Annotated in this window: 20 protein-coding genes; 8 read left to right on the plus strand and 12 right to left on the minus strand. The window is 44.0% G+C overall.

Translation table 11 applies throughout. The features are described 5' to 3' along the window. Positions 1-169 precede the first annotated feature (169 nt). Genes DYB02_RS11975 through DYB02_RS11985 form a run of 3 tightly spaced genes read left to right on the plus strand, consistent with a single transcriptional unit; the run spans position 170 to position 3,718 of the window. Positions 170-1,501, plus strand: a complete 1,332-nt coding sequence (locus tag DYB02_RS11975; protein ID WP_017448374.1) for a paraquat-inducible protein A — start codon at positions 170-172, stop codon at positions 1,499-1,501. Beyond that, entirely contained in the window at positions 1,494-3,140 is a 1,647-nt protein-coding gene (pqiB, locus tag DYB02_RS11980; protein WP_005457973.1) for an intermembrane transport protein PqiB, read from the plus strand. Before DYB02_RS11975 ends, pqiB begins: the two co-directional genes overlap by 8 nt. Beyond that, positions 3,140-3,718 carry a PqiC family protein gene (locus DYB02_RS11985; protein ID WP_025554065.1) on the plus strand — a complete coding sequence of 193 codons (579 nt, stop codon included), beginning with the start codon at positions 3,140-3,142 and terminating at the stop codon, positions 3,716-3,718. Before pqiB ends, DYB02_RS11985 begins: the two co-directional genes overlap by 1 nt. A 91-nt stretch (positions 3,719-3,809) precedes the next feature. On the opposite strand, the gene DYB02_RS11990 is transcribed toward DYB02_RS11985, so the two are convergent. From DYB02_RS11990 to DYB02_RS12005, 4 genes are read right to left on the minus strand one after another with little or no spacing between them, the layout of a single operon-like run. Then, entirely contained in the window at positions 3,810-5,534 is a 1,725-nt protein-coding gene (locus DYB02_RS11990) for an ArnT family glycosyltransferase (RefSeq protein ID WP_047022961.1), read from the minus strand. After that, the gene (locus DYB02_RS11995; protein WP_005494615.1) at positions 5,531-6,199 is read right to left on the minus strand and encodes a TVP38/TMEM64 family protein; all 669 of its coding nucleotides are present in this window, start codon (positions 6,197-6,199) and stop codon (positions 5,531-5,533) included. Before DYB02_RS11995 ends, DYB02_RS11990 begins: the two co-directional genes overlap by 4 nt. After that, entirely contained in the window at positions 6,196-6,945 is a 750-nt protein-coding gene (locus DYB02_RS12000) for a glycosyltransferase family 2 protein (RefSeq protein WP_029805968.1), read from the minus strand. The genes DYB02_RS11995 and DYB02_RS12000 overlap by 4 nt, the downstream gene beginning before the upstream one ends. A gap of 53 nt (positions 6,946-6,998) precedes the next feature. Next, positions 6,999-8,003, minus strand: a complete 1,005-nt coding sequence (locus DYB02_RS12005) for an NAD-dependent epimerase (protein WP_025613057.1) — start codon at positions 8,001-8,003, stop codon at positions 6,999-7,001. A gap of 490 nt (positions 8,004-8,493) precedes the next feature. Here DYB02_RS12005 and DYB02_RS12010 point away from each other — a divergent pair, with 490 nt between their 5' ends. Then, positions 8,494-8,733 carry a hypothetical protein gene (locus DYB02_RS12010; protein ID WP_005481665.1) on the plus strand — a complete coding sequence of 80 codons (240 nt, stop codon included), beginning with the start codon at positions 8,494-8,496 and terminating at the stop codon, positions 8,731-8,733. A gap of 71 nt (positions 8,734-8,804) precedes the next feature. Here DYB02_RS12010 and DYB02_RS12015 read toward each other — a convergent pair whose 3' ends face one another. The 8 genes from DYB02_RS12015 to sohB all read right to left on the minus strand — a co-directional run bounded on the left by DYB02_RS12015 (position 8,805) and on the right by sohB (position 17,864). Further along, entirely contained in the window at positions 8,805-10,643 is a 1,839-nt protein-coding gene (locus tag DYB02_RS12015; protein WP_025502056.1) for an extracellular solute-binding protein, read from the minus strand. A gap of 434 nt (positions 10,644-11,077) precedes the next feature. Next, on the minus strand, positions 11,078-11,779 hold the full coding sequence (gene pyrF / locus DYB02_RS12020) for an orotidine-5'-phosphate decarboxylase (protein WP_025502055.1): 702 nt from the start codon (positions 11,777-11,779) through the stop codon (positions 11,078-11,080). A 90-nt stretch (positions 11,780-11,869) separates the two neighbouring features. Then, entirely contained in the window at positions 11,870-13,045 is a 1,176-nt protein-coding gene (gene lapB / locus DYB02_RS12025; RefSeq protein ID WP_005457985.1) for a lipopolysaccharide assembly protein LapB, read from the minus strand. Between the two features lie 18 nt (positions 13,046-13,063). Further along, positions 13,064-13,357, minus strand: a complete 294-nt coding sequence (locus DYB02_RS12030; protein WP_029805973.1) for a lipopolysaccharide assembly protein LapA domain-containing protein — start codon at positions 13,355-13,357, stop codon at positions 13,064-13,066. 250 nt (positions 13,358-13,607) lie between these two features. Next, entirely contained in the window at positions 13,608-13,889 is a 282-nt protein-coding gene (ihfB, locus tag DYB02_RS12035; protein ID WP_005491075.1) for an integration host factor subunit beta, read from the minus strand. Positions 13,890-14,093: 204 nt separating this feature from the next. Further along, positions 14,094-15,764, minus strand: a complete 1,671-nt coding sequence (gene rpsA / locus DYB02_RS12040) for a 30S ribosomal protein S1 (protein ID WP_005494602.1) — start codon at positions 15,762-15,764, stop codon at positions 14,094-14,096. A 110-nt stretch (positions 15,765-15,874) separates the two neighbouring features. Then, positions 15,875-16,555 (minus strand): (d)CMP kinase, encoded by a 681-nt coding sequence (gene cmk / locus DYB02_RS12045; protein WP_011106010.1) that lies wholly within the window; start codon positions 16,553-16,555, stop codon positions 15,875-15,877. 247 nt (positions 16,556-16,802) lie between these two features. Beyond that, positions 16,803-17,864 (minus strand): protease SohB, encoded by a 1,062-nt coding sequence (sohB, locus tag DYB02_RS12050; RefSeq protein ID WP_005494599.1) that lies wholly within the window; start codon positions 17,862-17,864, stop codon positions 16,803-16,805. A gap of 255 nt (positions 17,865-18,119) precedes the next feature. Between sohB and DYB02_RS12055 the strand changes: the two genes are divergently transcribed. The 4 genes from DYB02_RS12055 to DYB02_RS12070 all read left to right on the plus strand — a co-directional run bounded on the left by DYB02_RS12055 (position 18,120) and on the right by DYB02_RS12070 (position 24,179). Beyond that, positions 18,120-18,866 carry a YciK family oxidoreductase gene (locus DYB02_RS12055; protein ID WP_015297024.1) on the plus strand — a complete coding sequence of 249 codons (747 nt, stop codon included), beginning with the start codon at positions 18,120-18,122 and terminating at the stop codon, positions 18,864-18,866. 131 nt (positions 18,867-18,997) lie between these two features. After that, a complete protein-coding gene (imuA, locus tag DYB02_RS12060) occupies positions 18,998-19,690 on the plus strand; it encodes a translesion DNA synthesis-associated protein ImuA (protein WP_029804879.1) in 693 nt (230 codons plus the stop codon). Between the two features lie 4 nt (positions 19,691-19,694). Then, a complete protein-coding gene (locus tag DYB02_RS12065; protein WP_029804877.1) occupies positions 19,695-21,098 on the plus strand; it encodes a Y-family DNA polymerase in 1,404 nt (467 codons plus the stop codon). Between the two features lie 6 nt (positions 21,099-21,104). Then, positions 21,105-24,179, plus strand: a complete 3,075-nt coding sequence (locus DYB02_RS12070; protein ID WP_029804876.1) for an error-prone DNA polymerase — start codon at positions 21,105-21,107, stop codon at positions 24,177-24,179. Positions 24,180-24,209: the final 30 nt, after the last annotated feature.

Consider the following 24,209-nt stretch of genomic DNA (forward strand, 5'->3'; position numbering starts at 1 on the left):
TCAAACCCTAGCAGTAAAATGTTGCATACTTTTCAGCGTCGCTTGGCATGTTTTAGCAACACGCGCACGGCGATTGCAAAAGTAAGAAACTCGTAAACTCCTGAATCAACACAAGCGTGTCTAGTGAAAACAGAGTATTCTTAGGACAAATGAATTCAAAACCTACCCAATGAGTATTCAACCTAATTCACGTCAGTTAATTTCTTGCGAAGAATGTGGCCTTGTCGTCCGCATTCCGGAGATCGAGCAAGGGCAAAAAGCTCAATGCCCTCGATGTTCGCATTCACTTACAAAAATTAACGCCAAGCCTTATCAAAGCGTGATTGCGGTATCGTCTGCGTGTTTGATCATGCTGGTGCTCAGTATCTCTTTCCCATTCATGTCATTCAGCGTGCAAGGGTTGTCGCAAGAGATCACTCTGCTTCACGCAGCCAAAATGCTGGCTGAATTTCAAAACGCTCTTCTTGGTGCGCTTCTGCTCGCGACGGTCGTCGTTTTGCCTGCTATCTATGTGGGTTTGATCCTTTTTCTGCACCTTGAGGCGTTAAAAGTTCGCAACCATCCGCCGTCTAAAAAGCAGCAGCGTATGGCCAAAGTACTTTGCCGAATTCTGTTTCGAGTTGAACCGTGGTTAATGGTCGATGTGTTTTTAATTGGCGTATTGGTGAGCTTAATTAAAATTGCGTCTCTGGCCGACATCGGTATGGGCAGCTCGTTTTGGGCGTTTTGTGTATACACGATATTGGTGGTGAAATGCATTTCGATGGTCGATAAAAGCTGGCTGTGGGGGCACTTTATTCCGGCAATCGAGTTACCAAGCGTCAAAGAAGGTGACACTCACCACAACCACAATCACATCGGTTGCCACACTTGCCACCAACTCAATCCCATCGAGGATAAAAAACATCAGCGCTGTATTCGCTGTTACAGTCGACTTCACGAATACAACCCGAGCGAGAACCTACAAAAAGCGTGGGCATTGTTGTTTGCCTCGGTGATTTTTTATATCCCAGCAAACCTCTACCCTATGATGTACACCGTCAGTCTTGGGCACTCAGAAGGTTCAACCATTATGGAAGGCGTCATCTTGCTGTGGCATTTAGGCTCCTACCCTATCGCCATGGTGATTTTCTTCGCGAGTGTGTTTATCCCGATGGCTAAAATGTTGGCGTTGGCGTGGTTGTATTACAATGCGCAAAAGGCTCAATACCTCCCTCCTGAAGAGAGCATTTCGCGCTTAAAGATATACCGATTAACCGAATTCATTGGCCGTTGGTCAATGATCGATATTTTTGTTGTCGCCATTTTGGTTGCACTGGTTCAGTTGCAAAACTTAATGGCAATTTACCCCGGCCCTGCTGCATTATCTTTTGCCGCAGTGGTCATTTTCACCATGCTCTCTGCGATGATTTTTGACTCCCGTTTGTTGTGGCAACTACCACAGAGCGAAGTGCAAGAGCCGATGACTAATAACCTAACTGAGAAAGCCAAATATGAGTGATGAGAACAACGCAACCGCTCAAATAAAACCGCAAAAGCAGATTTCTGCTATTTGGATTGTTCCGATCCTTGCGCTAGCCATGGGAGCGTGGATGCTGTTCCAATACATCAACAGTACTGGCCCACAAATTACTTTACAGCTGCCAACTGCGGATGGGATTGAAGTCGGCAAGACAGAAATCCGCGCACTGAATGTAAAAGTGGGACTGATCACTGAAGTCACACTCAGTGAGAACTACGATCATATCATCGCCAAAGCGCAGATGAATAAGGACGCAGAGCGCATGCTGCGAGATGACACCATGTTTTGGGTGGTGAAGCCGCGCATTGGCCGTGATGGCGTCTCTGGTTTGGAAACCCTTCTCTCCGGTGCTTACATTCAATTGCAACCGGGCAGTTCTGAGGTCGAAAAAGATCATTTCGCAGTTCTGGATGTGCCACCTGTCGCTTCGCCTGACGCAGAAGGTCTGCGCATTGTCTTGACTCACCGTGAAGCAGGTAAGCTTGGTGTGGGTGACCCGGTTATTTATAAAGGCTTTACGGTTGGGCGAGTAGAGAAAACCAGCTTTGACGTAGATACGCGCCGTGCTCTTTACCAACTTTTCATCTTTAAGCCTTACGACAGTTTAGTGCGCACTCGCACCAAATTCTGGCTCAATTCAGGCCTCGATCTACAGTTGAATGCGGAAGGGTTTGAAGTGAAATTTGGCTCGCTTGAAAGCCTTCTTACTGGTGGCGTCACCTTTGATAGCATCCCTGGAATGGAGTCAGGCGAAGCTCTTACCAAAGACATGACGAACTTCCGTTTGTACGATGATGTTAAACAAGTACGCGAAGGCATGTACGACGAATACATCGAATTCGTAATGCTATTCGAAGAGTCCGTTCGTGGCCTAAAACGCAAAGCTCCGGTTGAATACCGAGGTCTGCGCATTGGTACAGTAATGAGAGTACCTATGCGTCTTCCAACTCCAGAAGAGCATTTCTCGGCGAAGAGAATTCCGGTGTTAGTCCGTATTGAGCTAGGCCGTGTATACGGTGATGTTGAGTCCCACTCGATGGAAATGTTCAAAGAGAAACTAAAAGACGAGTTTGCAAAAGGGCTTCGCGGCACACTAAAAACCGGGAATTTGTTGACTGGCGCACTGTACATTGACGCGGATTTTTATCCAGACGATACGCCATATGAAGCAAACACGTATGAAGGGCTAGACGTCTTCCCTACAATGCGAGGTGGCTTTGCACAGGTTCAGCGCCAAGTAAATGACTTCTTAAACAAACTCAATAACTTGCCAATGGAAGATACATTAACATCTCTGAATGCAACGTTGAAAACGTCTGAGCGCACCTTGGCGTCCGCAGAAAAAGTGGCGAATAGCATTGATAAGCTCTTAAGCCAAAAAGACACACAAGAGATCCCTGCAGATATTCGCCAAAGCTTGCAGCAACTGCAAAAAACGCTGGATGGATACGGCCCTAACTCGACAATGTACAGTGAGATGGAATCGACATTGAAAGAGCTAGAGAAGGTGATGACGGAATTCAAACCTGTTTTAAAACAGCTAAATGAAAAACCAAACTCATTAGTATTTGGAGAAGATGAAGTGAAGGATCCAATTCCTGTTAGAGGGCAACAATAATGAAACGTGTATTTTTATTAGCGACAGCACTTGTAACCGGATTGACAGGATGCAGCAGCGCGCCAGAAACAACAGGGGCGCTGTATCTCCTACCTAAAGCTGAGACAAAAACGTCCAACCAGATGAGCGTTGCAGAACGACCTTTACTGGTGATTCGCCCGGCTCAACTCGCTAGTTACCTGAATGACAATAGTATTGTGTATCGCACATCAGATACTCAGATTGTTCAAGCCAAACGCCACCAGTGGGCTCAAAGTATTTCTGAGCAAATTACCCAACGTGTTGTGGCTGAGCTGCGCCAAAAACAAAGCGACTATTGGCCAGTTGAAATGAATAATCTTCTGGATCAAAGTGGAGAATCCAAGCTTCAACTTAGTTTGAACAAGTTTAATGGTAGCTACCAAGGTAATGCAGAAATTGAAGGTGAATGGTTACTCATCGATGCAAGCGGCAACGTCGTTCGAAGCTCGCAAGTAAAGATATTGATGCCATTGCAAGATGAAGGCTACGACGCTCTGGTTGATGCACTGTCGGCAGGTTTGAACCAACTAACCGACGATATGGCTGCGCAGCTATAGTAAATAGACACCAGATACGAAAGTCATCAGATAAGGGAGGGGAGCATCACGCTCCCCTCCCTTATTTATGTGTCTTTAGCGGTTCAAGATATTAAGAATATGGCTTGTCGATATGTAGCTCATATCGTTTGATGCTTCTTGGTGGCTGACAGGATTCAAGCGCACTCTCGGCATCAAATAAAATCCAATCACGGCGGTGGGCTTCCCCTAGTTTTTTCGCTTTGTTGGCATCGAAACATTCCATCTCATTCCCACCTTGGGTCAAGATATACCGATTCGGCTTTTCTTGTAGCCACAACCAAGCATTGCGCTCTTGCTCTTTGTGATCTGACAAATAGCTAAAATGTGTTACCGACACAGGTGAAAACAGCAAAAATTGCTCTTTAAATAGCGTCAGTCCTAACTCACCATCTTTACCGATTGCTTTTTGTGCTTCTGACATGATCTCTTTAGCCGGCGTGCGAACTGGGTTAAGCAATGTATATCCCGCAACGCTATACCAGACCCAAGTCAGCGCAAGAGCCACCCAAAAGGTATATCGAGCCTGTACCGTGCGCGTTTTGAAAAATGCGCCAACCCAAATCGCTGCGGCAACAAGAAAGAATACGACGTAAGGGAATATAGAATCGTACTCGCCTAAATGCTTCGTGACGGATTTAACCTCTAGACCTGCAACAACAGCGGCAGAAAACAAAACTACGCTTAAAATCAAAACGATAACTTTAAGTAATTTGTCGGTCCATTTAGGCCAAGCTTGGTTCGTTAACGCATAACCCGCAATAACAGCAAGCATTGGAAGCGCTGGCAATATGTAAACACCTCGCTTACCCGGGCTCAGACTAAAGAAAGCGATAACAAGCACAACCCAAGCGAACAAACTTAATAACGCAGGTGATAATCGTAGTTGCTGCCAACACTTCTTATTGAAAAACACCAAGTACAGTGGAAACCACATAATGGGAATCACGCTGACAATAAAGTAATACCATGGCTGAATGTGTCCCCAAGAGTTCGCATAACGCTCACCCGTTTGTTTAAACAAGATGTTGTCTCTGTAAGCAGCAAAATCAGGGTTATGACTGATCTCTACGATCGAAACCATAGGCACAAACCAACATGCAATGGTCAAAAGCATGAACACTGGGCCCAGTAATAGCTTCCAAGAAACCGCATCTTCAAAACGGTGTCTGCCAGAAAAATGCAAAAACAAAACGGGTATCAAAAACAACGCGGGAAGAAATCCAACACCTTTTGTAATAATGCCAAGACCCATAAACACCCAAGCCAAGCAATACCAAACCCAGTTGGTCTTAATATAGAAGTGTCGCAGCAGCCCATGCATGGAGATGGTGATCCACGCGGCTACCATCGCATCAATTTGCGCCGCTTTTGCTTGAATAATAAATTGTGGAGCAAGCAATAGTAAAAAGCCCACATTTCGCGCAGTTTTGACATTCCACAGCTTTGCGGAAATATCGTAACAGCACACCAAAGCAATTAGGCTGACAATCGCATTAGGTAACATGAACGTTGCTTTTAGACTGCCGGTCAACCAATAAAAAGCCGCCATTGACCACATAAATAGTGGCGGTTTATCGGGATAGAGCTCTCCCCCTCTGGTAGGAAAAAACCAGTTTCCCGATTGCACCATCTCTCGAGCGACTTCGACAAAGCGTGGTTCATCGGCAGGCCACGGGTCCCGTAACCCTATCCCCGAAAAAATAATGATGAAGGCGAGGAACAACAAAAACCATAGGGTTTGATAATAGTCATCACTTTGCCAAACTTGTCGACACTTGGACGTCACTAAGCTCATACTTCCTCTTCCATATTCAATAATTCAACACGACTTTTAATATGATCTCGATAGAGAAACCCTGTGAGTACCGCGCTAACGATACCAAAGAAAATACTGAGATATATCATTGTATTACTCGATGAATGAATACCAGCGCCCATCAATGCGAAGATGATAATTTGAGGCAAGTATCCCAACAGACTGGCGGAGATAAAGGCAAAGAACGGCACTCGGACACTACCCGATAAAACGTTGGTCACGACGTTATTCCCAATCGGAAACAAACGTAGCAAAAGGATTTTGTAAAACGGCTTACGACTCGCAAATGAATTAAAACGCGTCATTTTTTTCGGGAACCGTCGATATAGCCAATTTCCGATGAGAAAGCGCGCGCAGGCGTAGTTAAATGTCGCCCCAAAAACACAAGCAAATAAGGTGATAAGCACGCCTAATTGGACGTGGTATAAATAGCCGAATACCAATGCGATGGCTTGCTTTGGCCCACTCAACGACAAAAACACCACACTGAATGTGAAGATGACCACATGCCCTAAAGCCCCGTTTTTTTGAATGTAGCCAACCAGCCAGTTCTTATCTGTGAGGTGAGATAAAACGGGATTATCGAGCTGATTTGCTAACAAAACCCCAGCAAGTATAAGAAGTGCAAGCTTTAACCATTTCATTGTTTTGCATTTTCATTGGCAATGCTGACAGCTTTGATCATCGGATTTTTCGTGCGCTTTTGTAACCAGATCACACCAAACATATCAACAATCCCTACCCAAGCACGGTTCCATGCATTGTAATTGGAAGTGCCTGCTTCTCTGTCTCGGTGCGCGACTGGGTGAACGACGATCTCCCCGTCCATCGCTTTGATGAGTGCAGGCAAAAACCGATGCATATGATCAAAATACGGCAAGCGCAGATAAGTCGATTTAGGGATGACTTTAAGTCCACAACCAGAATCTGGAACACCATCACCTAGTAATGCATGGCGCACTTTGTTCGCCACCTTCGATTGAAACCTAACCCAAGCTGTATCTAACCTTTTTGCTCGATAACCCGCGATGCAAAAATTCGGATTGCTGACTTTAGCAGCAAGCTCAAGCATCTTAGGCATATCCGACGGATCGTTCTGCCCATCAGCATCGGAGGTAACAATCCACTCGCCTTTTGCATGTTTGACGGCAGTTAACACTGCTGTGCTTTGACCGCAACTATGTTCGTGGCTTACCACCTGCAGGTCACACCCACATTCTTTAGCAGCTTCAAGTGCCTCTTGCACCGTATCATCGGTACTACCGTCGTCCGTAATGACAATTTCGACGTTAGAGTATGCTTCTAAACTGGCATGAATTTCTTTCACTAACTTCCCAATATTTCCTTGTTCATTTTTTGCAGGAATAACGACTGATATACTCGGTAACATAGCTCTAACCTTATGTGAACTCTCGACCTTGAAAGTTCTGAATGACAAATCTTTTACTTGTTATAAAAATTCCGGTACCAAGCGACAAACTCGGCAATACCTTCTTCTACGGAAACTGACGGCCGATAACCAGTGGCTTGATAGAAAGCTGTTGTATCAGCATAGGTTTGGTATACATCTCCTGGCTGCATCTCTCGATAATTCTTCTTTGCTTCTATTCCGAGTTCATTTTCTATTGCTTTGATAAAATCCATCAAACAAATCGGTGAACCATAACCAATATTGTAAATAGAATAAGGAGCAGAACTATCCGCTGGAGTACTATTTTCAAACTGCCATCGCTGATTAATTCTTGGTATGACATCAGAAATTCTGACTATCCCTTCGACAATGTCATTAATATGGGTAAAGTCCCTCCACATATCACCATTATTATTAATATCAATAGACTGGCCGTTAATTATTTTCTCAGTAAAGATAAAAGGCGCCATATCTGGACGTCCCCAAGAACCATACACAGTAAAAAAACGTAAGCCTGTTGTAGGAAGTTGATAGAGATGAGAATAACTATGCGCCATCAATTCATTAGATTTTTTAGTCGCTGCATATAAAGAAACGGGGTGATCAACATTGTCCGATGTAGAGAAAGGCACTTTCTTGTTTAAGCCGTAAACGGAGCTGGAAGATGCATATATGAAATGCTTGATATGGCTTTTACGACAAGCTTCTAAGACGTTTAAAAATCCACTTAAATTCGATTCAGCGTAACAATGTGGGTTTACAAGTGAATATCTAACACCAGCCTGTGCGGCAAGATGGATAACTCTGTCAAACTTTTCTTTCTCAAATAAACGTTCTATGTCATTTTTATTTGATATATCCATATTAAAGAATCGAAATAATGGGTTTTTTATAAAATTTAATCTTGCATACTTTAACTCAACATCATAATAGTCATTGATATTATCAATACCTATAACCTCATATCCTAATGAGTTTAGTTTTCTAATAGTTGCACTACCAATAAAACCTGCCGCACCTGTAACTAAGTACTTCATAAATTAACACCATAAGACGCATACAACAAAAATAGTAGTAATTTATTGATATGTAAAGCTAATTAACTAGCGCCACTTCTTGGTTATATTGAATTTAATGATACTGTGATTTTGATCTAGATTATTATGAAAGACGAAGAAAAACATCCATCTTAATAGTGAAGTTAATTAGAAAGAGTATTTTTATTACGTTATTTATATTTCATATTTATTTAATGAAAACTCAATTATTTCCATTCATAATCTACATTTGATAAAGAATAAAAATACTTACTTCGGTTTTACATTAAGCATAATATCGCCATCCAAGCATTAGATGCTTAGACTTTCTGCTAGCTCACCTCTATCTCAAAGCGTTTGGCACTGGTACGAACTACACAAATTGATCTCCATCAGTCTGTGCTCCACAGGTTAGTGATACTCTACCGCCAAATATAAAGCCCACGTCCTATGGCTCAGCAAAGCCTGTAGATAAGGTCATTAAGTAGCAATGTCGATTAATATTTCAGATCTAACAAATGCACTAACTAAAGTCGAACACGTTCATAAAGTTCAGTTGGAAAATGTCCATCAGTTTTTCAAAACAAACGAAGCTTTATCAATCGAAACATTCAGTCAAATCATCGCCTGTGATTCTATTGATGAACGATTTAAAACGATCGACAAAGCGTTTTCGCCCCTAGGTGATGTAAAAACTTACCTATTAGAGGCGTCTTACTTAGTTAGCTAACGCAGCATGATCCACAAACAAAAAGCCCCACTCATATGGTGGGGCTTTCTTTCTATCTTAGTCAGTAACGATTACAGCTTGTAGCGATCATCAATCACGGTGACTTCTGGGAAGGATTTACCGCTCTTCATGGCTTTTTCAGTCTCTTTCTTAACAGCTTCATCAATCCAGAAGTTACCGATATCCATTGGATGCAGAACCCATTCCGTTGCTTTAGTCATGCCATCTTTTGGAATTTTAACCCAACGCCAATGTGCTACACGTGAGTAAGGCACCATGTATCCAGGAACAATAATATTTGCTTCTTTTACGTATTCTTGAATCTGGTGCGACAGCTCATAACGTTTATTCTGATCAAACTCTGCATCATACGCTTCGATCAACTTATCGAGTTCTGGGCTACTGTAGTTGGTGTGAGCATTGGTTTGCGGCTTGTTCGCATTGTCAGAATGCAAGTACTCCCAGTAAGCTGGAATCTCACCAGATCCCATGTTCAGGAATGCCAACTGGTGCTTCTTCTCTAGAATGTACTTAAACGCAGATGAACCATCGACCAAGTTCAATGTGAACTCTAGACCTGCCAGTTTCGCTTGCTCTTTTAAGTATGCAATACGAGGTGTCCATGAGTTGTAACCGTACGTAATCGCAAAGCTTAAACGTTGGCCTTTGTCGTTTACGCGAATACCATCTGAACCTAGAGTATCAAAACCTGCTTTTTCGAAATGCTTAACCGCAGCATCGACATCAAACTTTGGCGGTGTGTTGTTTGGATCGTCATACTCACCATGACCAAAGCCCAAACCATGTGGCTTACGTGAGTAGTCACCACGCATGATGTTCTCTATCATGCCATCAAAATCTGTTGCAGCCATGATGCCTTTGCGCACTTCAAGATTATCCAACAAAGGCATTGCCGTATTCATCCATACGCCACCAGCGCCTTGTGGTGATTGGTTGAATCCCCAATACTTTTGGATATAACCTTTTTTGTAAACATCAGTGTTCGTTTTATCGTGCCAAAAGCTTGGTAGCACCATTTCAAAGTAATCGAGATTGCCTTTTTCGAAGTGCTTCATCGCAATGTCAGGATCGCGAATAACTGTGATACGGACTTTCTCTACGTTATAACGGTTCTTGTAGTAACGATTGTTGTAGCCCCACCAATCTTCACCAACATGCTTAAAGGTAACACTTTTCCCTTTTTTAACCTTATCTAGGTAGTATGGTGCTGCCGTTGGTTCCGCTTTGAAGTTAAATTTACGTACAAAGTTATCCGGCATGCCATCGTTGTTTTCATCCTTCTCACCTTTGAAAAAGTGTTTTGGACGAGGTTGGAAGCCATTGCTTGGCATATTAATCATGACCATCAGAGAGTCATGACTCTGTGCAACCGCTAAATTAACGCGGATGGTGTAATCATCAATTTTTTCCACGCTAACAATGCTGTTGGTAAAAAAGTCATTGTACCAAGGGTCAATAATGTCTTTTGAGGTGTAGTACTGCATCATGAAGACATAATCATCGGCCGTGATCTTCTCACCATCAGACCATTTCGCGGTGTCATCAAGCTTAAAATAAACCGTTTTATTATCTTCACCAAATGCCCATGACTTAGCCAATTGAGGAATCCACTTACCCGTATTTGGGTGACGTTGAGCCATTTTTGGTGTGCCATCCATCAAATATTGACGCAATCCAGAGTTAGCATCCGGGCCAACACTACGTAATGTCTGTGGGAAACTTTCGATGTAAGTGCGGTAAGTTCCACCATAAACGGCTTCTTCCGAAGCAAATAACGGCTCATTATTGTTTGAAACCCACTCGATATCAGCAGGCAACTCAGCTGCATGCAGTTGGAAACTGACAGCAGTCAGTGCAGCCAAAACTGAAAATGGCATTTTTTTGGTCATATTTCTTCCTTGTTGTGTTTGCGCACTAAGGTCAGTACAAGGAAGACGAGTGTGAAGCTCACGATAGGCTGCGGACACGACAGTACGCAGATAGGAAATAGTAGGAGGATAATATGAAAGCGACATCCTGCCGACTTCTATATTGATTTCAAAGAGTTTCACCAGGTCATCCTAGACCTTACAACGCAGTGAATGCATCTTCGACATAGTATTCGTTACCTATTTGTAACGCAAGCCATCTACAGCACATGGTTGCATTTTCGGCTTATCATTATCAATTATGTTATTAAAGTGTGATCGATATAGTGCATTCCCCTGAAGGACTAAGAATAATCCGTAGAACCTTTGTTCTCATCGGGTAATTCGTTGTTCTGAGAGAGAAAAAAGGTGAGGCATCCTAGCCTCACCTTTATCCATTTAATGCTCGAGAGTTATTACTTGCTAGCTAAGCTGTCGTTGATAGATTTCAATACGGCAGCAGGGTCCGTCGCCTGAGTGATCGGACGGCCAATAACAAGGTAGTCAGAACCCGCTTGAATAGCATCAACTGGCGTCATAATACGACGTTGGTCGCCTTGCTCAGAACCAGCAGGACGAATTCCTGGAGTGATCAGTTTAAACTCTTTACCTAGCTCATTTTTAAGTAGTGAAGATTCTTGCGCAGAGCACACTACGCCATCGAGACCTGAGTTCTTAGTCAATGTCGCTAGACGAATCACTTGCTCTTGCGGTTCAACATTCAGACCAATACCTGCCAAGTCACTTTGTTCCATGCTAGTCAGTACCGTTACACCAATCAGAAGTGGACGGTCTTTACCATATGGCTCAAGAATCTCACGTGATGCTGTCATCATACGCTCACCACCGCTTGCATGAACGTTCACCATCCATACACCTAACTCAGCAGCAGCGCGTACCGCTTTTGAACAGGTGTTCGGGATATCATGAAATTTCAAATCCAGGAATACGGAAAAACCACGTTTGTGGAGTTCACGTACGAAATCAGGACCAAATAGCGTAAACATTTCCTTGCCGACTTTTAGGCGACATGACGCAGGATCAATTCTATCTACAAACGCTAGCGCATCAGCTTGGTTATCATAATCCAGTGCGACAATAACTTTTTGGTCGATCATTTCATCTCCTAATTATTTTTGGTTCTTTTACTTGTTAGACATAAGGTTAAAAAAATGCAGCGGACAGAAACTCTGCCAGCTGCATTAAAACTATTCACCATCCAATCCGCGGATTGGCTTGATCGTCCCCCACCCTTTACAGGAAGGGCAATGCCAATAAAGGGAATGAGTAGAGAAGCCACACTTCCTGCATCGGTAGTGCGGTTTTACTTTTAATTGTTCTCCAACCATCGCTTGTAATGTAGATAAACTGTCTTTTGCGCGACCGTCTTCAGCCTCTGCAATGTGGTAGTCAATCAGGCGATAAAAGCCCTTCATGGTTGGATTTTTCAGTAGCTGTTTCGTCAGCAATTCTTGGGCAGCGCCGACGCTTTCATGGTGAGCGACTAACTGAGCCAGCATCAACTCCGCTGACACCCCTGCCTTTTTATCAATGCAGGCGCGTAAAAACTCGACCAGTTCATCTTCTTGTCCGAGATGGTGATAGCACTCAGCAATTGTCGGCAAAACGTCGCTCACAAAGTCTTTGTCTTGCTCCAATACACCCGTTAGATACTTAATGGTTTGTTTGTAGTCTTCTGATTCCAAGTAAATCCGGCCGAGCGAAATACTTGCTCGAACACATTTTGGATCTTCGGAAAGTGCTTTTTTGAAATGCTGGATAGCTTTATTCGTATTGCCATCAGCTTGGTCTAGCATGGCAATTTCACACCAAAAATGCGCAATATTTGTACGCATACGACTACGCTGATTACCCATTTTAGCTAGCTGATTGGCGTAATGAATCGCTTTTTCCCATTCACGCGTTTGCTGGTAAATAGTGACTAACTGTTGGAGCGCCGCCTCTTTGTAATCGGGCTCTTCAACTAATTGTTCGAAGATTTTTTCAGCTCGGTCTAAAAACCCCGACACCATATAGTCTTTCGCTAACTGCTGCAGGGCTAAGTTTTTCTGATCTAGAGTCAAACCAGAACGAGAAATGAGATTTTGGTGGATACGAATAGCACGGTCGACTTCACCACGAGAACGGAAAAGATTACCCAGCGCTAAGTGAGTATCAATCGTTTCGTTGTCAACTTGGAGCAATTCAATAAAGTGGTCTACGGCTTTATCTGATTGATCAGAGAGCAGTAAGTTCAGACCCGCCATATACTGACGGGAAATTTGATGAGATTGCTTCTGCTTGTCTTGCTGAGCGCTGCGATGCCCCATGTACCAGCCATACGCAGCCGCTATCGGCAACAACAAGAAGAGTAGTTCAAGCATTAAAGTTAAGCCTTATCCTTATGCCTGTTTTTCAATGGCTGGCTTTGAAGTTTTTTCTGCTTCAGCCGGCTCGTACTTTTTCAGTTTCTTTTTAAGACGTCGAACTTGAAGCTGAGTTTTTAGTTGGATGCTAGCGAAGATAACCCAAGCTACAGCAAAACCAACCACAAATACCACGCCCAATAGCGTTGATAAATGGAATTCTCCTTTCGCTAGAAGGTAATTAAAGGTCACAAGTTCTTGGTTTTGTGAGCCTAAAGCCAGTGCAACTAAAAAGAGAACTAAAACAGCAACGATTTTTATAATTTTCATTTTACATCACCCTTCGAGGAGTAAGTAGGTAAGATTATGCAGGAAAATGCTTCTTCAGACTACGTATATTAGCAATAATCTATACCCAAGTAACCTCAAGATGCTGGGTTTGTAGACACACCCTAGAAGTTAAAGTTATTTGGGTATCACAACTTGCGTATGAAATGACCTAATTGAATTTTCGTAAGCGATATTACAAAAAAGCGGCATACACAAAAGTATGCCGCTTTTTTAATCCAATAAGAGTGCGTTAGCCTAGATTCACACGCTCACGAAGCTCTTTACCAGGTTTGAAATGTGGAACGTATTTACCTTCCAATTCCACTTTGTCGCCCGTTTTAGGGTTACGACCGACGCGAGGCTCACGGTAATGAAGAGAAAAACTACCAAAGCCACGGATCTCGATACGATCACCGCTCTCTAGTGTAGAGGCCATGTGCTCTAAAATATCTTTTACAGCATCCTCTACCTCTTTCGCTGATAAATGTGTTTGCTCAGCGCAGAGTCTTTCAATCAGTTCAGACTTAGTCATAGTTGCCCTCTTTGAGTATCTTTATCACTCATTATAGTAAGTAATACTAATTCCAACAAACACTTGCTAACAATTCTAGACAAAATTTACGCAAATTGCGTAATGATGAAATGCCTTTTATTAAGATAGTTTACCAGCATTAGTATTACTACTTTGAACATAAAAAAGGAGCCTTGCGGCTCCTTTTTAGCTTAAGCGAGTATATTATTCGCCTTTAGCAGCTTTGAAAGCGTCAGCCATTGCATTACCAAAAGCAGCTTCGTCTTGCTTGTTGATAGATGCCATTGCTTCTTGCTCTTCAGCTTCATCTTTAGCTTTGATAGATAGGTTGATTACGCGGTTCTTACGGTCTACACCTGTGAACTTAGCTTCAACAACATCACCAGCGCTTAGGATTAGAGAAGCATCTTCTACGCGATCGCGAGATACTTCAGAAGCACGGATGTAACCTTCAACGCCTTCTGCGATTTCAACAGTAGCACCTTTAGCGTCAACTGCAGTTACAGTAGCGTTAACTAGAGTACCTTTCTTGTTGTCAGCAACGTAAGCATTGAATGGGTCGTTTTCCATTTGCTTGATGCCTAGAGAGATACGCTCACGCTCAGCGTCTACTGCTAGAACAACTGCAGAGATCTCGTCGCCTTTCTTGTACTCACGTACAGCTTCTTCGCCAGCAACATTCCAAGAAATGTCAGATAGGTGAACTAGACCATCGATGCCGCCTTCTAGACCGATGAAGATACCGAAGTCAGTGATTGACTTGATCTTACCAGTAACTTTGTCGCCTTTAGCTTGTGCTTCAGCGAATGACTGCCATGGGTTAGCTTTACACTGTTTCAGACCTAGAGAGATACGACGACGTTCTTCGTCGATTTCAAGAACCATAACCTCAACTTCGTCGCCAACATTAACAACTTTAGAAGGGTGGATGTTCTTGTTAGTCCAATCCATTTCAGAAACGTGTACTAGACCTTCAACGCCTTCTTCGATTTCAACGAAGCAGCCGTAGTCAGTTAGGTTAGTTACGCGACCAGTTAGTTTGTGACCTTCTGGGTAACGCTTAGCGATTGCTACCCATGGATCTTCGCCTAGTTGCTTAAGACCTAGTGATACGCGAGTACGCTCACGATCGAACTTAAGAACTTTAACTTGGATCTCGTCACCAACGTTAACGATTTCAGATGGGTGCTTAACGCGCTTCCAAGCCATATCTGTGATATGTAGAAGACCGTCAACGCCACCTAGGTCAACGAACGCACCGTAGTCAGTAAGGTTCTTAACGATACCTTTAACTTCAGAACCTTCTTGTAGAGTTTCTAGAAGCTCGTCACGCTCAACGCTGTTTTCAGATTCGATAACAGCACGACGTGAAACAACTACGTTGTTACGTTTTTGGTCAAGTTTGATAACTTTGAACTCTAGCTCTTTGTTTTCTAGGTGAGCAGTGTCGCGGATTGGACGTACGTCTACTAGAGAGCCAGGAAGGAAAGCACGGATACCGTTTAGTTCAACAGTGAAACCGCCTTTAACTTTACCGTTGATGATACCAACAACAGTTTCAGCTTCTTCGTAAGCTTTCTCAAGAACGATCCAAGCTTCGTGACGCTTAGCTTTCTCACGAGAAAGTTGAGTTTCACCGAAACCATCTTCAACAGCGTCTAGAGCTACGTCTACTTCAGCGCCAACTTCAACTTCAAGTTCGCCAGCAGCGTTCTTGAACTGTTCAGCAGGGATAGCAGATTCAGACTTAAGACCAGCGTCAACAAGAACGAAACCGTTCTCGATAGCTACTACAGTACCTTTAACGATGCTGCCTTGTTGGAATTCTGTTTCGTTTAGAAACTCTTCAAAGAGTTGAGCAAAAGATTCAGTCATTTATTTAATCTTCAATAAATTAAACGTCCACGGGCATCCTACCTCATGGGGTTATTAAATTCGCCGGTCATCATCCTTGCGACCAACGCTCTTAGCTTAGTCGAGTATCATTACTCAGCTAGCTTCGATTCGATATATTGTAGTGCCTTTTCTACTACTTCGTCGATAGTCATCGACGTAGAATCTAGCACAAGCGCATCCTCTGCAGGGCGTAGTGGCGCCACTGGGCGGTTACGATCACGGTCGTCACGCTCTTGGATCTCGCTTAAAAGGTCAGCAAATCTAACATCTAACCCTTTATCTTGCAACTGTTTAAGGCGTCGATTTGCACGCTCTTCCGCGCTTGCATCAAGGAAAATTTTTGCTTGAGCACTTGGGAATACAACCGTACCCATATCACGACCATCAGCAACAAGGCCAGGAGCGGCTTCAAATGCACGCTGACGGCGCAATAATGCTTCGCGAACGCGTGGTAATGCAGCCACTTTAGACGCAGCCATACCCGTTTCTTCTTTACGAAGCTCACCTGAGACATCTTCACCTTCTAAGATAACCTTCACTAGGTCACCTTCGGCGATAAATTGGACGTCTAGGTGTGTCGCTAGCGGGACAAGAGCATCTTCAGACTCAGTATCAACACCGTGGTGAATCGCAGCGAGTGCAAGTACACGATAAATTGCGCCAGAGTCTAAGAGTTGGAAACCCAACTTTTTCGCCAGCAACATACATAAAGTGCCTTTACCTGCACCACTAGGTCCATCTACGGTTACAACCGGAGTTTGAGAGGACATGTTCTTCTCCACCTATAGTTTCTTTTTAGCAATTTGCTCGGTTTTCGAGGCGCGTATTATACGGGTAATCGCCTTCTGGAGCGAGGAAAAATGTAGTGTAAAGCATTACACCCAATGCTCACTTGGGTTCATCAGGACACATAAAAATAAGTACTGGATATTGAGTCGTTTGTAGACAAATTAGTTCCAATAAAAATGGCGAGAGTTTTCACTCTCGCCATGTTGAATGACCGAATTATCTCATTGATTAGACAATTGGTTTTTGACCACGCTCTGCAAGTTTAAGCACAACACTGTCAGCGACTTTACTTGCTACACCAGCAAGCTTGTCTGCCAATTTTTTCTTCTGCACGTAATGAACGGCTAACACTGTTTTTTCTTTGCACGCAGCAACAACAAGATCATCAGAGGTGCTGATTTCATCCACTAGTCCCAACTCTTTAGCTTGAGTACCAAACCAGTGCTCACCCGTCGCCACTTTTTCCAATTCTAAACTTGGACGACGCTCACGGATGAAGTCTTTGAACAATACGTGCGTTTCTTCTAGCTCTTGCTTGAATTTATCACGTGCTTTGTCGGTGTTTTCACCAAACATGGTTAGCGTGCGTTTGTATTCACCAGCCGTTAACTGCTCGTACTCGATGTCGTGCTTTTTCAGCAGCTTATTGAAGTTTGGAATTTGTGCGATGACACCAATCGAACCCACAATCGCAAATGGTGCAGAAACAATTTTGTCTGCTACACAAGCCATCATGTAACCGCCACTTGCTGCTACTTTATCAACCGAGATGGTCAGAGGAAGTCCGGCAGCTTTGATGCGATCAAGTTGAGAGGAGGCTAAGCCGTAACCATGAACCATACCACCACCAGACTCTAGACGAAGCAATACTTCATCGCCTTCACGAGCAACAGCCAAAATGGCAGTGATTTCTTCACGTAGAGACGCGACTTCTTTTGCATCGATGCTACCGTTGAAATCAAGAACAAACAGGTGTGGTTCGCGTTTGCTGTCTAGCGCCCCCTCTTTGCTCGCTTGTTTGATTTCTTTCTCGCGAGATTTGTTCTTCTCTTTTTCTTCTTTCTTCACCGCTTTGTCACGAGCTTTGATAAAAGCATCGTCATGCAAATAGTGCTCAAGTTGCTCGATAGATTGCTTGTGCTGTTCAGAAAGATTCGTTACTTCGAGTTCGCCTTTTGCAGCGCCCGATTTACTACCAACCGATTTAACAAGGATGAGAATGACAATGATCGCAGCAACAACTGTCACAATCTTGGCCAAGAATAAGCCGTAATCTAATAAAAATTCCAATGAGAGCTCCTTTATCTCATTCCAGCGAATACGTCGCTATGCTACACCGATAAATCAGAGAGAAGGCAACGTGGTTTGTAACCACTTGTTCTGATTGATAGCATACCTAACGAAAGTTCTGGAATTGGTATAACACATGAATTGGTGTATTGTAACCAACTTGTCACGATTACCAAGATTTTCCATTGAGAGACAGGCGTATTTTAGCGCTAACCCACTACATGGACCCTCTTACAATAATAAGGATTAAATACCGTGAACTACTCCGTTTCAAAAGATGCCCTAAAAGGTAAAGTCATTCTTGTTACTGGTGCCGGTAATGGCATTGGCCGCCAAGCGGCGCTTTCTTACGCCAAGCACGGTGCGACTGTGATTCTATTGGGCCGAAACGTTAAGAATCTTGAATCCATCTACGACGAAATTGAAGCCGCAGGTTACCCACAAGCCGCGATCATCCCTCTCGATTTAAAAGGCGCGACCAAGCAAAACTACATTGATATGGCGGAAACCATTGAAGGTCAATTTGGTCAACTAGATGGTTTATTACACAATGCTGGTGTTCTTAGCGCATTATGTCCGTTCGAGCAGATCAATGAAGAGGACTTCGATGACATCATGCAGATTAACGTAAAAGCCGAGGTGCTGATGACTCAAGCGCTACTGCCTGTCATGCGTAAATCTGAAGCAGGTCGCATTATCTTTACCTCTTCTACCGTTGGCCATTCTGGCCGTGCTTTTTGGGGTCCATATGCGATATCTAAGTTCGCAGTAGAAGGTATGATGCAAGTATTGGCGGACGAGTTGAGTGACACGCCAATGCGCGTTAACGCAATTAACCCTGGCGCGACTCGAACTCGCATGCGTGAGAAAGCGTACCCAGGTGAAGACGCGAACACGCTGAAAACACCGCTAGACATTATGCCGCTGTATCTGCATTTGATGGATCCTGCGATGACAGACATACACGGCCAGTGTATTGACGCCCAACCTAAGCGTAAGTAATACATTATCACAACCTCACATAATCGATTAAAAAGGCAGCAAACGCTGCCTTTTTTCATTTTCTCACTGACAAAAATCTTGCGTGTTTTCATCACAGAAATATACTGTATATATATACAGGTATTTTATTTATGCAAGACATCATACAACACTTAAAAAGCCAGCATCTTGTTTGGCAGGCCAATTTAACAAAAGCGGACGACCATCAATTCCTAAGCAGCTCCGGTTTTGCTGAGCTAGATGAATTGCTTGGTGGCGGCTTTCCTTCTCACGGTGTGGTAGAGATGGAATCCGTAGGCAGTATTGGTGAACTACGTTTACTCGCTCCATATCTAAAAGCGTCTCTTTCGAGAGGGGTAACCGCATTCATCCAGCCTCCAGCGTTAATGAATTCGCTGTTTCTACACAATATTGGCTTAGATATAAATCAAGTTTGGATCGTAAATCCTACACATCATCGAGATGCTTTGTGGGCCGCAGAACAGTGTCTGAAAAGTGGTGTTTGTGCCAACGTATTGCTATGGCAAGACGAACTAGAAATCCACCAAGTAAAACGCTTACAGGTTGCCAGTGAACAAGGCGCTTGTCCGCTTTTTATGCTCAAACCGAGCATGGCAAATCGCTTGTCCCTACCTGTGTCATTGAGCTTAAAGCTGCAAGGTCATGAACAGGGCGTAAATGTGGAAGTATTGAAACGCAAAGGGGGCTGGAACAAAGGCAGTATCAATATCGACTTTCAACATGATTACCCGCAGTTGGTGATGCCAGTGATGACTCATATCCCATCGACTGTGGTGAACTTCCCATTGGCGAATCAAGGATAATCACATGGTTTTGTGGATCTACTTGCACTTCCCTCACCTACAGTTGGATGCGCTGTTTGGCAACAACCAAGAGCACCCGGTCGTCATTGTCGAAAGTCAACGCTGCCGGATTATTCAATACAACGAGACGGCCAAGCAGCAAGGCATTAAGCCAAATATGGGCTTAGGCAGTGCTGCGTCTTTGTGTCATGACTTGCAAGTGCATCCTTACCACCCACAAACGGAGTGGAATAAGTTGCAAGAGGTGGCTCAATGGATGTATTTGGTCACTTCTGATGTCGTATTGATACCAAACCAAGGTATTTTGCTGCGTGCGACGCCAATGCTTAATCTCTATGAAGGATTACAAAACTATTGGAATAAAATCCGAACTCATTTAGATGAACTAAAATTGAGCTTTCAGTTTGGTTGTGGCTTCTCACCTTTTTCCGCTAAATTGATGGCGTTATCTGGTGCGAATGTGCTTAGCGAAGATAAAACTTCTATCCAAAAAGCTTTATTTCCGTTGCCATTAACCCTAACCGATTTATCGCCCTCCAATGTTGAAAAACTCCAACGAGTGGGCGTAACAACGCTGCAAGGGTTACTGGAATTGCCATTGCAAGACATCGCTCGCCGTTTTGATATTGATTTAGTCAACTACGTCGGACGCCTTACTGGTCAGTTCAAACACCCTGTCGACTTTTACCATCCAACCGAATCGTTCCAAGTGTATTTGGAGTTACTGTTTGAGATCGAAAATGTTCAGTGGATTGAAAAACCGTTAGCAAAGCTCCTTCGCCAACTCGAAACCTTTCTAAAATTGCGAGACAAAGTCGCCTTTGAACTTCGCTTAACGCTCCATCAACGCGATAAACACGAGCAGCATCTTCAACTCACCTCTGCTCAAGGCGATTATCTATGCCATCGCTGGCAACAACTGGCGAGTTTGAGCTTAGAGTCGCTCACGCTTAATGGAGCGGTGGTCGGTTTGACACTAAAAGTTGTTCGTCAGGGTGAGCCTTTAAGTGCTGCGCGAGATCTTTTTTCTGGGCCAAAAGGACAGATGAATGCGTTAGAACTGCTCTCTTTACTCCAAGCTAAACTTGGGAAAAGTGCAGTGCTCAAACCAGATATTGCCTGCGACCCAAGACCGGAGAAAGCCAGCCAATACCGACTAGCCGATGAGCCAGACGTACCCACTCATAGCATCCCAGATTTGCTGCGCCCAGCAATGCAACTGCCTATCCCAATTGCTCTGCAAGAACAAGTATCGCTGGTGCATGGGCCAGAACGAATCGTATCCGGATGGTGGGATGGCGACGAAATTATGCGCGATTACTACATTGCTCATACCAAGCAAGGTCGCTGGTTATGGGTATTTCGCGATCAACATAAACATTGGTTTCTTCATGGCTATTTTTGCTAAGTTGTTATGAGTTACGCAGAATTATTTTGTCAGTCTAATTTCTCTTTCCTCACTGGCGCTTCTCATGCAGAAGAGCTTGTGTTGCAAGCGGCTTTTTATCGCTACCATGCCATCGCGATTACTGATGAGTGCTCGGTCGCTAGCGTGGTCAAAGCCCATGCAACGATTGAGCAGCATAAACTTGATATCAAACAGATCGTCGGCAGTATGTTCTGGCTCAACGAAGAGTGCCAAATAGTCCTACTTTGCCCCTGCCGTAAAGCTTATGCTGAGATGTGCCGTATCATCACTAACGCGAGACGACGCAGCGAAAAAGGCAGCTATCAGCTTTCTGAGTGGGATCTGATGTCGATTCGTCACTGCTTAGTATTGTGGCTTCCTACCCACCAAGCGAGTGACCATTACTGGGGGCGCTGGCTCAATCAACACCATAACAATCGACTATGGGTTGCGATTCAACGTCATCTTGGTGGCGACGATGATGCCTACACAAATCACTGCGAGAAGCTAGCTCACGAATTGCAACTGCCTATTACAGCTTGTGGCGGCGTACTCATGCACACGGCTGAGCGCCTGCCTTTACAACATATACTCACCGCCATTAAGCATGGTTGCAGTGTTGATAAGCTGGGCTTTGAACGTCTTTCTAATGCTGAACGCGCATTACGACCACTGAATAAGTTGGTTCGTATCTACAAACCAGAGTGGCTAGAGGAAAGTAAGTACATCGCGGATTTGTGCGAATTCAAATTGTCTGATCTGAAATACGAATACCCTACAGAACTGATTCCTAATGGCTATACACCAAATTCTTACTTACGAATGTTGGTGGAACAAGGTAAAGAGCGTCGCTTTCCTGAAGGCGTGCCGGAGGACATCAACCAAACCATCGAAAACGAACTGAGGTTGATAGAAGACCTCAAGTACCATTATTACTTTTTAACCATTCATGACATCGTCATGTTTGCTAAACAGCAAGGCATTCTTTATCAAGGCCGAGGATCAGCGGCGAATTCCGTCGTGTGTTACTGCTTAGAAATCACCGCCGTCGATCCAAGACAAATCTCTGTCTTGTTCGAACGATTTATCAGTAAAGAACGTAAAGAGCCACCAGATATCGACGTTGACTTCGAACACGAGCGCCGTGAAGAAGTCATTCAATACATTTATAAAAAATACGGACGTGAACGTGCCGCTCTTGCCGCAACAGTGATCAGTTATCGCTTCAAAAGTGCGGTACGTGAGGTCGGAAAAGCGTTAGGTATTGAAGAGACCCAATTGGATTTTTTCATCAAAAATGTTAACCGCCGAGATCGTAGCCAAGGTTGGCAAGCACAAATTATTGAGCTTGGTTTGCAACCAGAATCGCTAAAAGGTCAGCAGTTTATCCAACTGGTGAATGAGATCATTGGTTTTCCTCGTCATCTTTCTCAGCATGTCGGCGGCTTCGTGATTTCATCTGGTCCATTATATGAATTGGTGCCCGTTGAAAATGCAGCAATGGAAGATCGAACTATCATTCAATGGGATAAGGACGATCTCGAAAGCTTAGAGCTTCTGAAAGTCGATGTATTGGCGCTCGGGATGCTCAATGCTATCCGTAAATGCTTTCAATTAATTGAGAAACACCATCAGCGATCACTTTCAATTGCTGAGATCACTCGCCGACAAGATGATCCTCATGTGTATCGCATGCTCCAAAAGGCAGACACCGTTGGCGTTTTTCAAATCGAATCTCGCGCGCAAATGAGCATGCTGCCTCGCTTAAAACCAGCTTGTTATTACGACTTAGTTATTCAAATCGCGATCGTACGTCCAGGGCCGATTCAAGGCGACATGGTTCACCCGTTTTTGAAAAGGCGCAACGGCGAAGAGCCTGTCAGCTATCCATCAGAAGCAGTGAAAAGCGTTTTAGAAAGAACCATGGGCGTGCCTATATTCCAAGAACAAGTCATCAAACTTGCCATGGTCGCTGCGGGGTTTAGTGGTGGCGAGGCTGATCAACTTCGTCGAGCCATGGCGTCATGGAAAAAGAATGGTGATTTAGCCAAGTTTAAGCCTAAGCTGCTCAATGGCATGCAAGAGCGGGGTTACGACTTAGCATTTGCGGAGCGCATTTTTGAACAAATTTGTGGCTTTGGTGAATACGGATTTCCAGAAAGTCATTCAGCGTCTTTCGCCGTTTTGGCGTATTGCTCGGCATGGCTAAAATACTACTATCCTGCAGAGTTTTATACGGCACTGTTAAACAGCCAACCAATGGGGTTTTACAGCCCTTCTCAATTGGTGCAAGACGCTCGTCGTCACGGCGTCGAAGTTCTGCCTATCTGTGTCAATCATTCCTATTACCAGCATCATTTGATTCAACGCCCCAATGGCCGACTTGGCGTGCAACTTGGCTTTCGATTGGTAAAAGGCTTTAATGAGGAAGGCGCGACTCGCTTAGTCGAACGACGACCAAAAACGGGCTATCACTCAATACAAGAGGTCAAACAAATCTTGAGAAGTCGTCGTGATATCGAATTATTAGCTTCTGCAAATGCCTTTCAGATCTTATCGGGTAACCGTTATAACGCACGTTGGGCAGCGATGGATTCACTGTCCGATTTGCCTTTGTTTCATCATATCGAAGAGCCAAGCGTTAGCTATCAAGCACAGCCATCTGAATATGAAAGCCTTATTGAAGACTATGCCAGTACAGGTCTTTCGCTGAACCGGCACCCAATTACTCTGCTAGAAGAAGCGGGGATACTTCCTCGCTTTACGCGTATGAAACAATTGGTTGATAAAGAGCATAAGTCGCTTGTGACTGTGGCAGGTGTCGTCACCGGAAGGCAGTCCCCAGGCACTGCAGCAGGCGTTACATTTTTCACCTTAGAAGATGACACTGGCAACATTAACGTTGTGGTATGGAGCGCGACGGCAAGAGCGCAAAAGCAAGCTTACCTCACCTCAAAAATATTGATGGTAAAAGGTATTTTGGAAAGAGAGGGAGAAGTCATCCACGTCATTGCGGGTAAATTGATTGACTGTACTCATTACTTATCCAACTTGCAGAGTAAGTCTCGTGACTTCCATTAAGAATGAGCAGATACAACAAAGGGAGGTTAC

It is taken from the genome of Vibrio parahaemolyticus, assembly GCF_900460535.1.
Lineage (GTDB): Bacteria > Pseudomonadota > Gammaproteobacteria > Enterobacterales > Vibrionaceae > Vibrio > Vibrio parahaemolyticus.

Coding starts and splice junctions, on each gene's coding strand:
- DYB02_RS12005 (WP_025613057.1), bottom strand. CDS start 8,003: ATGAAGTACTTAGTTACAGGTGCGGCAGGTTTTATTGGTAGTGCAACT.
- imuA (WP_029804879.1), top strand. CDS start 18,998: ATGCAAGACATCATACAACACTTAAAAAGCCAGCATCTTGTTTGGCAG.
- DYB02_RS11990 (WP_047022961.1), bottom strand. CDS start 5,534: ATGAGCTTAGTGACGTCCAAGTGTCGACAAGTTTGGCAAAGTGATGAC.
- DYB02_RS12000 (WP_029805968.1), bottom strand. CDS start 6,945: ATGTTACCGAGTATATCAGTCGTTATTCCTGCAAAAAATGAACAAGGA.
- rpsA (WP_005494602.1), bottom strand. CDS start 15,764: ATGACTGAATCTTTTGCTCAACTCTTTGAAGAGTTTCTAAACGAAACA.
- DYB02_RS12010 (WP_005481665.1), top strand. CDS start 8,494: ATGTCGATTAATATTTCAGATCTAACAAATGCACTAACTAAAGTCGAA.
- DYB02_RS12065 (WP_029804877.1), top strand. CDS start 19,695: ATGGTTTTGTGGATCTACTTGCACTTCCCTCACCTACAGTTGGATGCG.
- DYB02_RS12070 (WP_029804876.1), top strand. CDS start 21,105: ATGAGTTACGCAGAATTATTTTGTCAGTCTAATTTCTCTTTCCTCACT.
- DYB02_RS11995 (WP_005494615.1), bottom strand. CDS start 6,199: ATGAAATGGTTAAAGCTTGCACTTCTTATACTTGCTGGGGTTTTGTTA.
- DYB02_RS12015 (WP_025502056.1), bottom strand. CDS start 10,643: ATGACCAAAAAAATGCCATTTTCAGTTTTGGCTGCACTGACTGCTGTC.
- ihfB (WP_005491075.1), bottom strand. CDS start 13,889: ATGACTAAGTCTGAACTGATTGAAAGACTCTGCGCTGAGCAAACACAT.
- cmk (WP_011106010.1), bottom strand. CDS start 16,555: ATGTCCTCTCAAACTCCGGTTGTAACCGTAGATGGACCTAGTGGTGCA.
- DYB02_RS11975 (WP_017448374.1), top strand. CDS start 170: ATGAGTATTCAACCTAATTCACGTCAGTTAATTTCTTGCGAAGAATGT.
- pyrF (WP_025502055.1), bottom strand. CDS start 11,779: ATGATCGACCAAAAAGTTATTGTCGCACTGGATTATGATAACCAAGCT.
- pqiB (WP_005457973.1), top strand. CDS start 1,494: ATGAGTGATGAGAACAACGCAACCGCTCAAATAAAACCGCAAAAGCAG.
- DYB02_RS12030 (WP_029805973.1), bottom strand. CDS start 13,357: ATGAAAATTATAAAAATCGTTGCTGTTTTAGTTCTCTTTTTAGTTGCA.
- DYB02_RS11985 (WP_025554065.1), top strand. CDS start 3,140: ATGAAACGTGTATTTTTATTAGCGACAGCACTTGTAACCGGATTGACA.
- lapB (WP_005457985.1), bottom strand. CDS start 13,045: ATGCTTGAACTACTCTTCTTGTTGTTGCCGATAGCGGCTGCGTATGGC.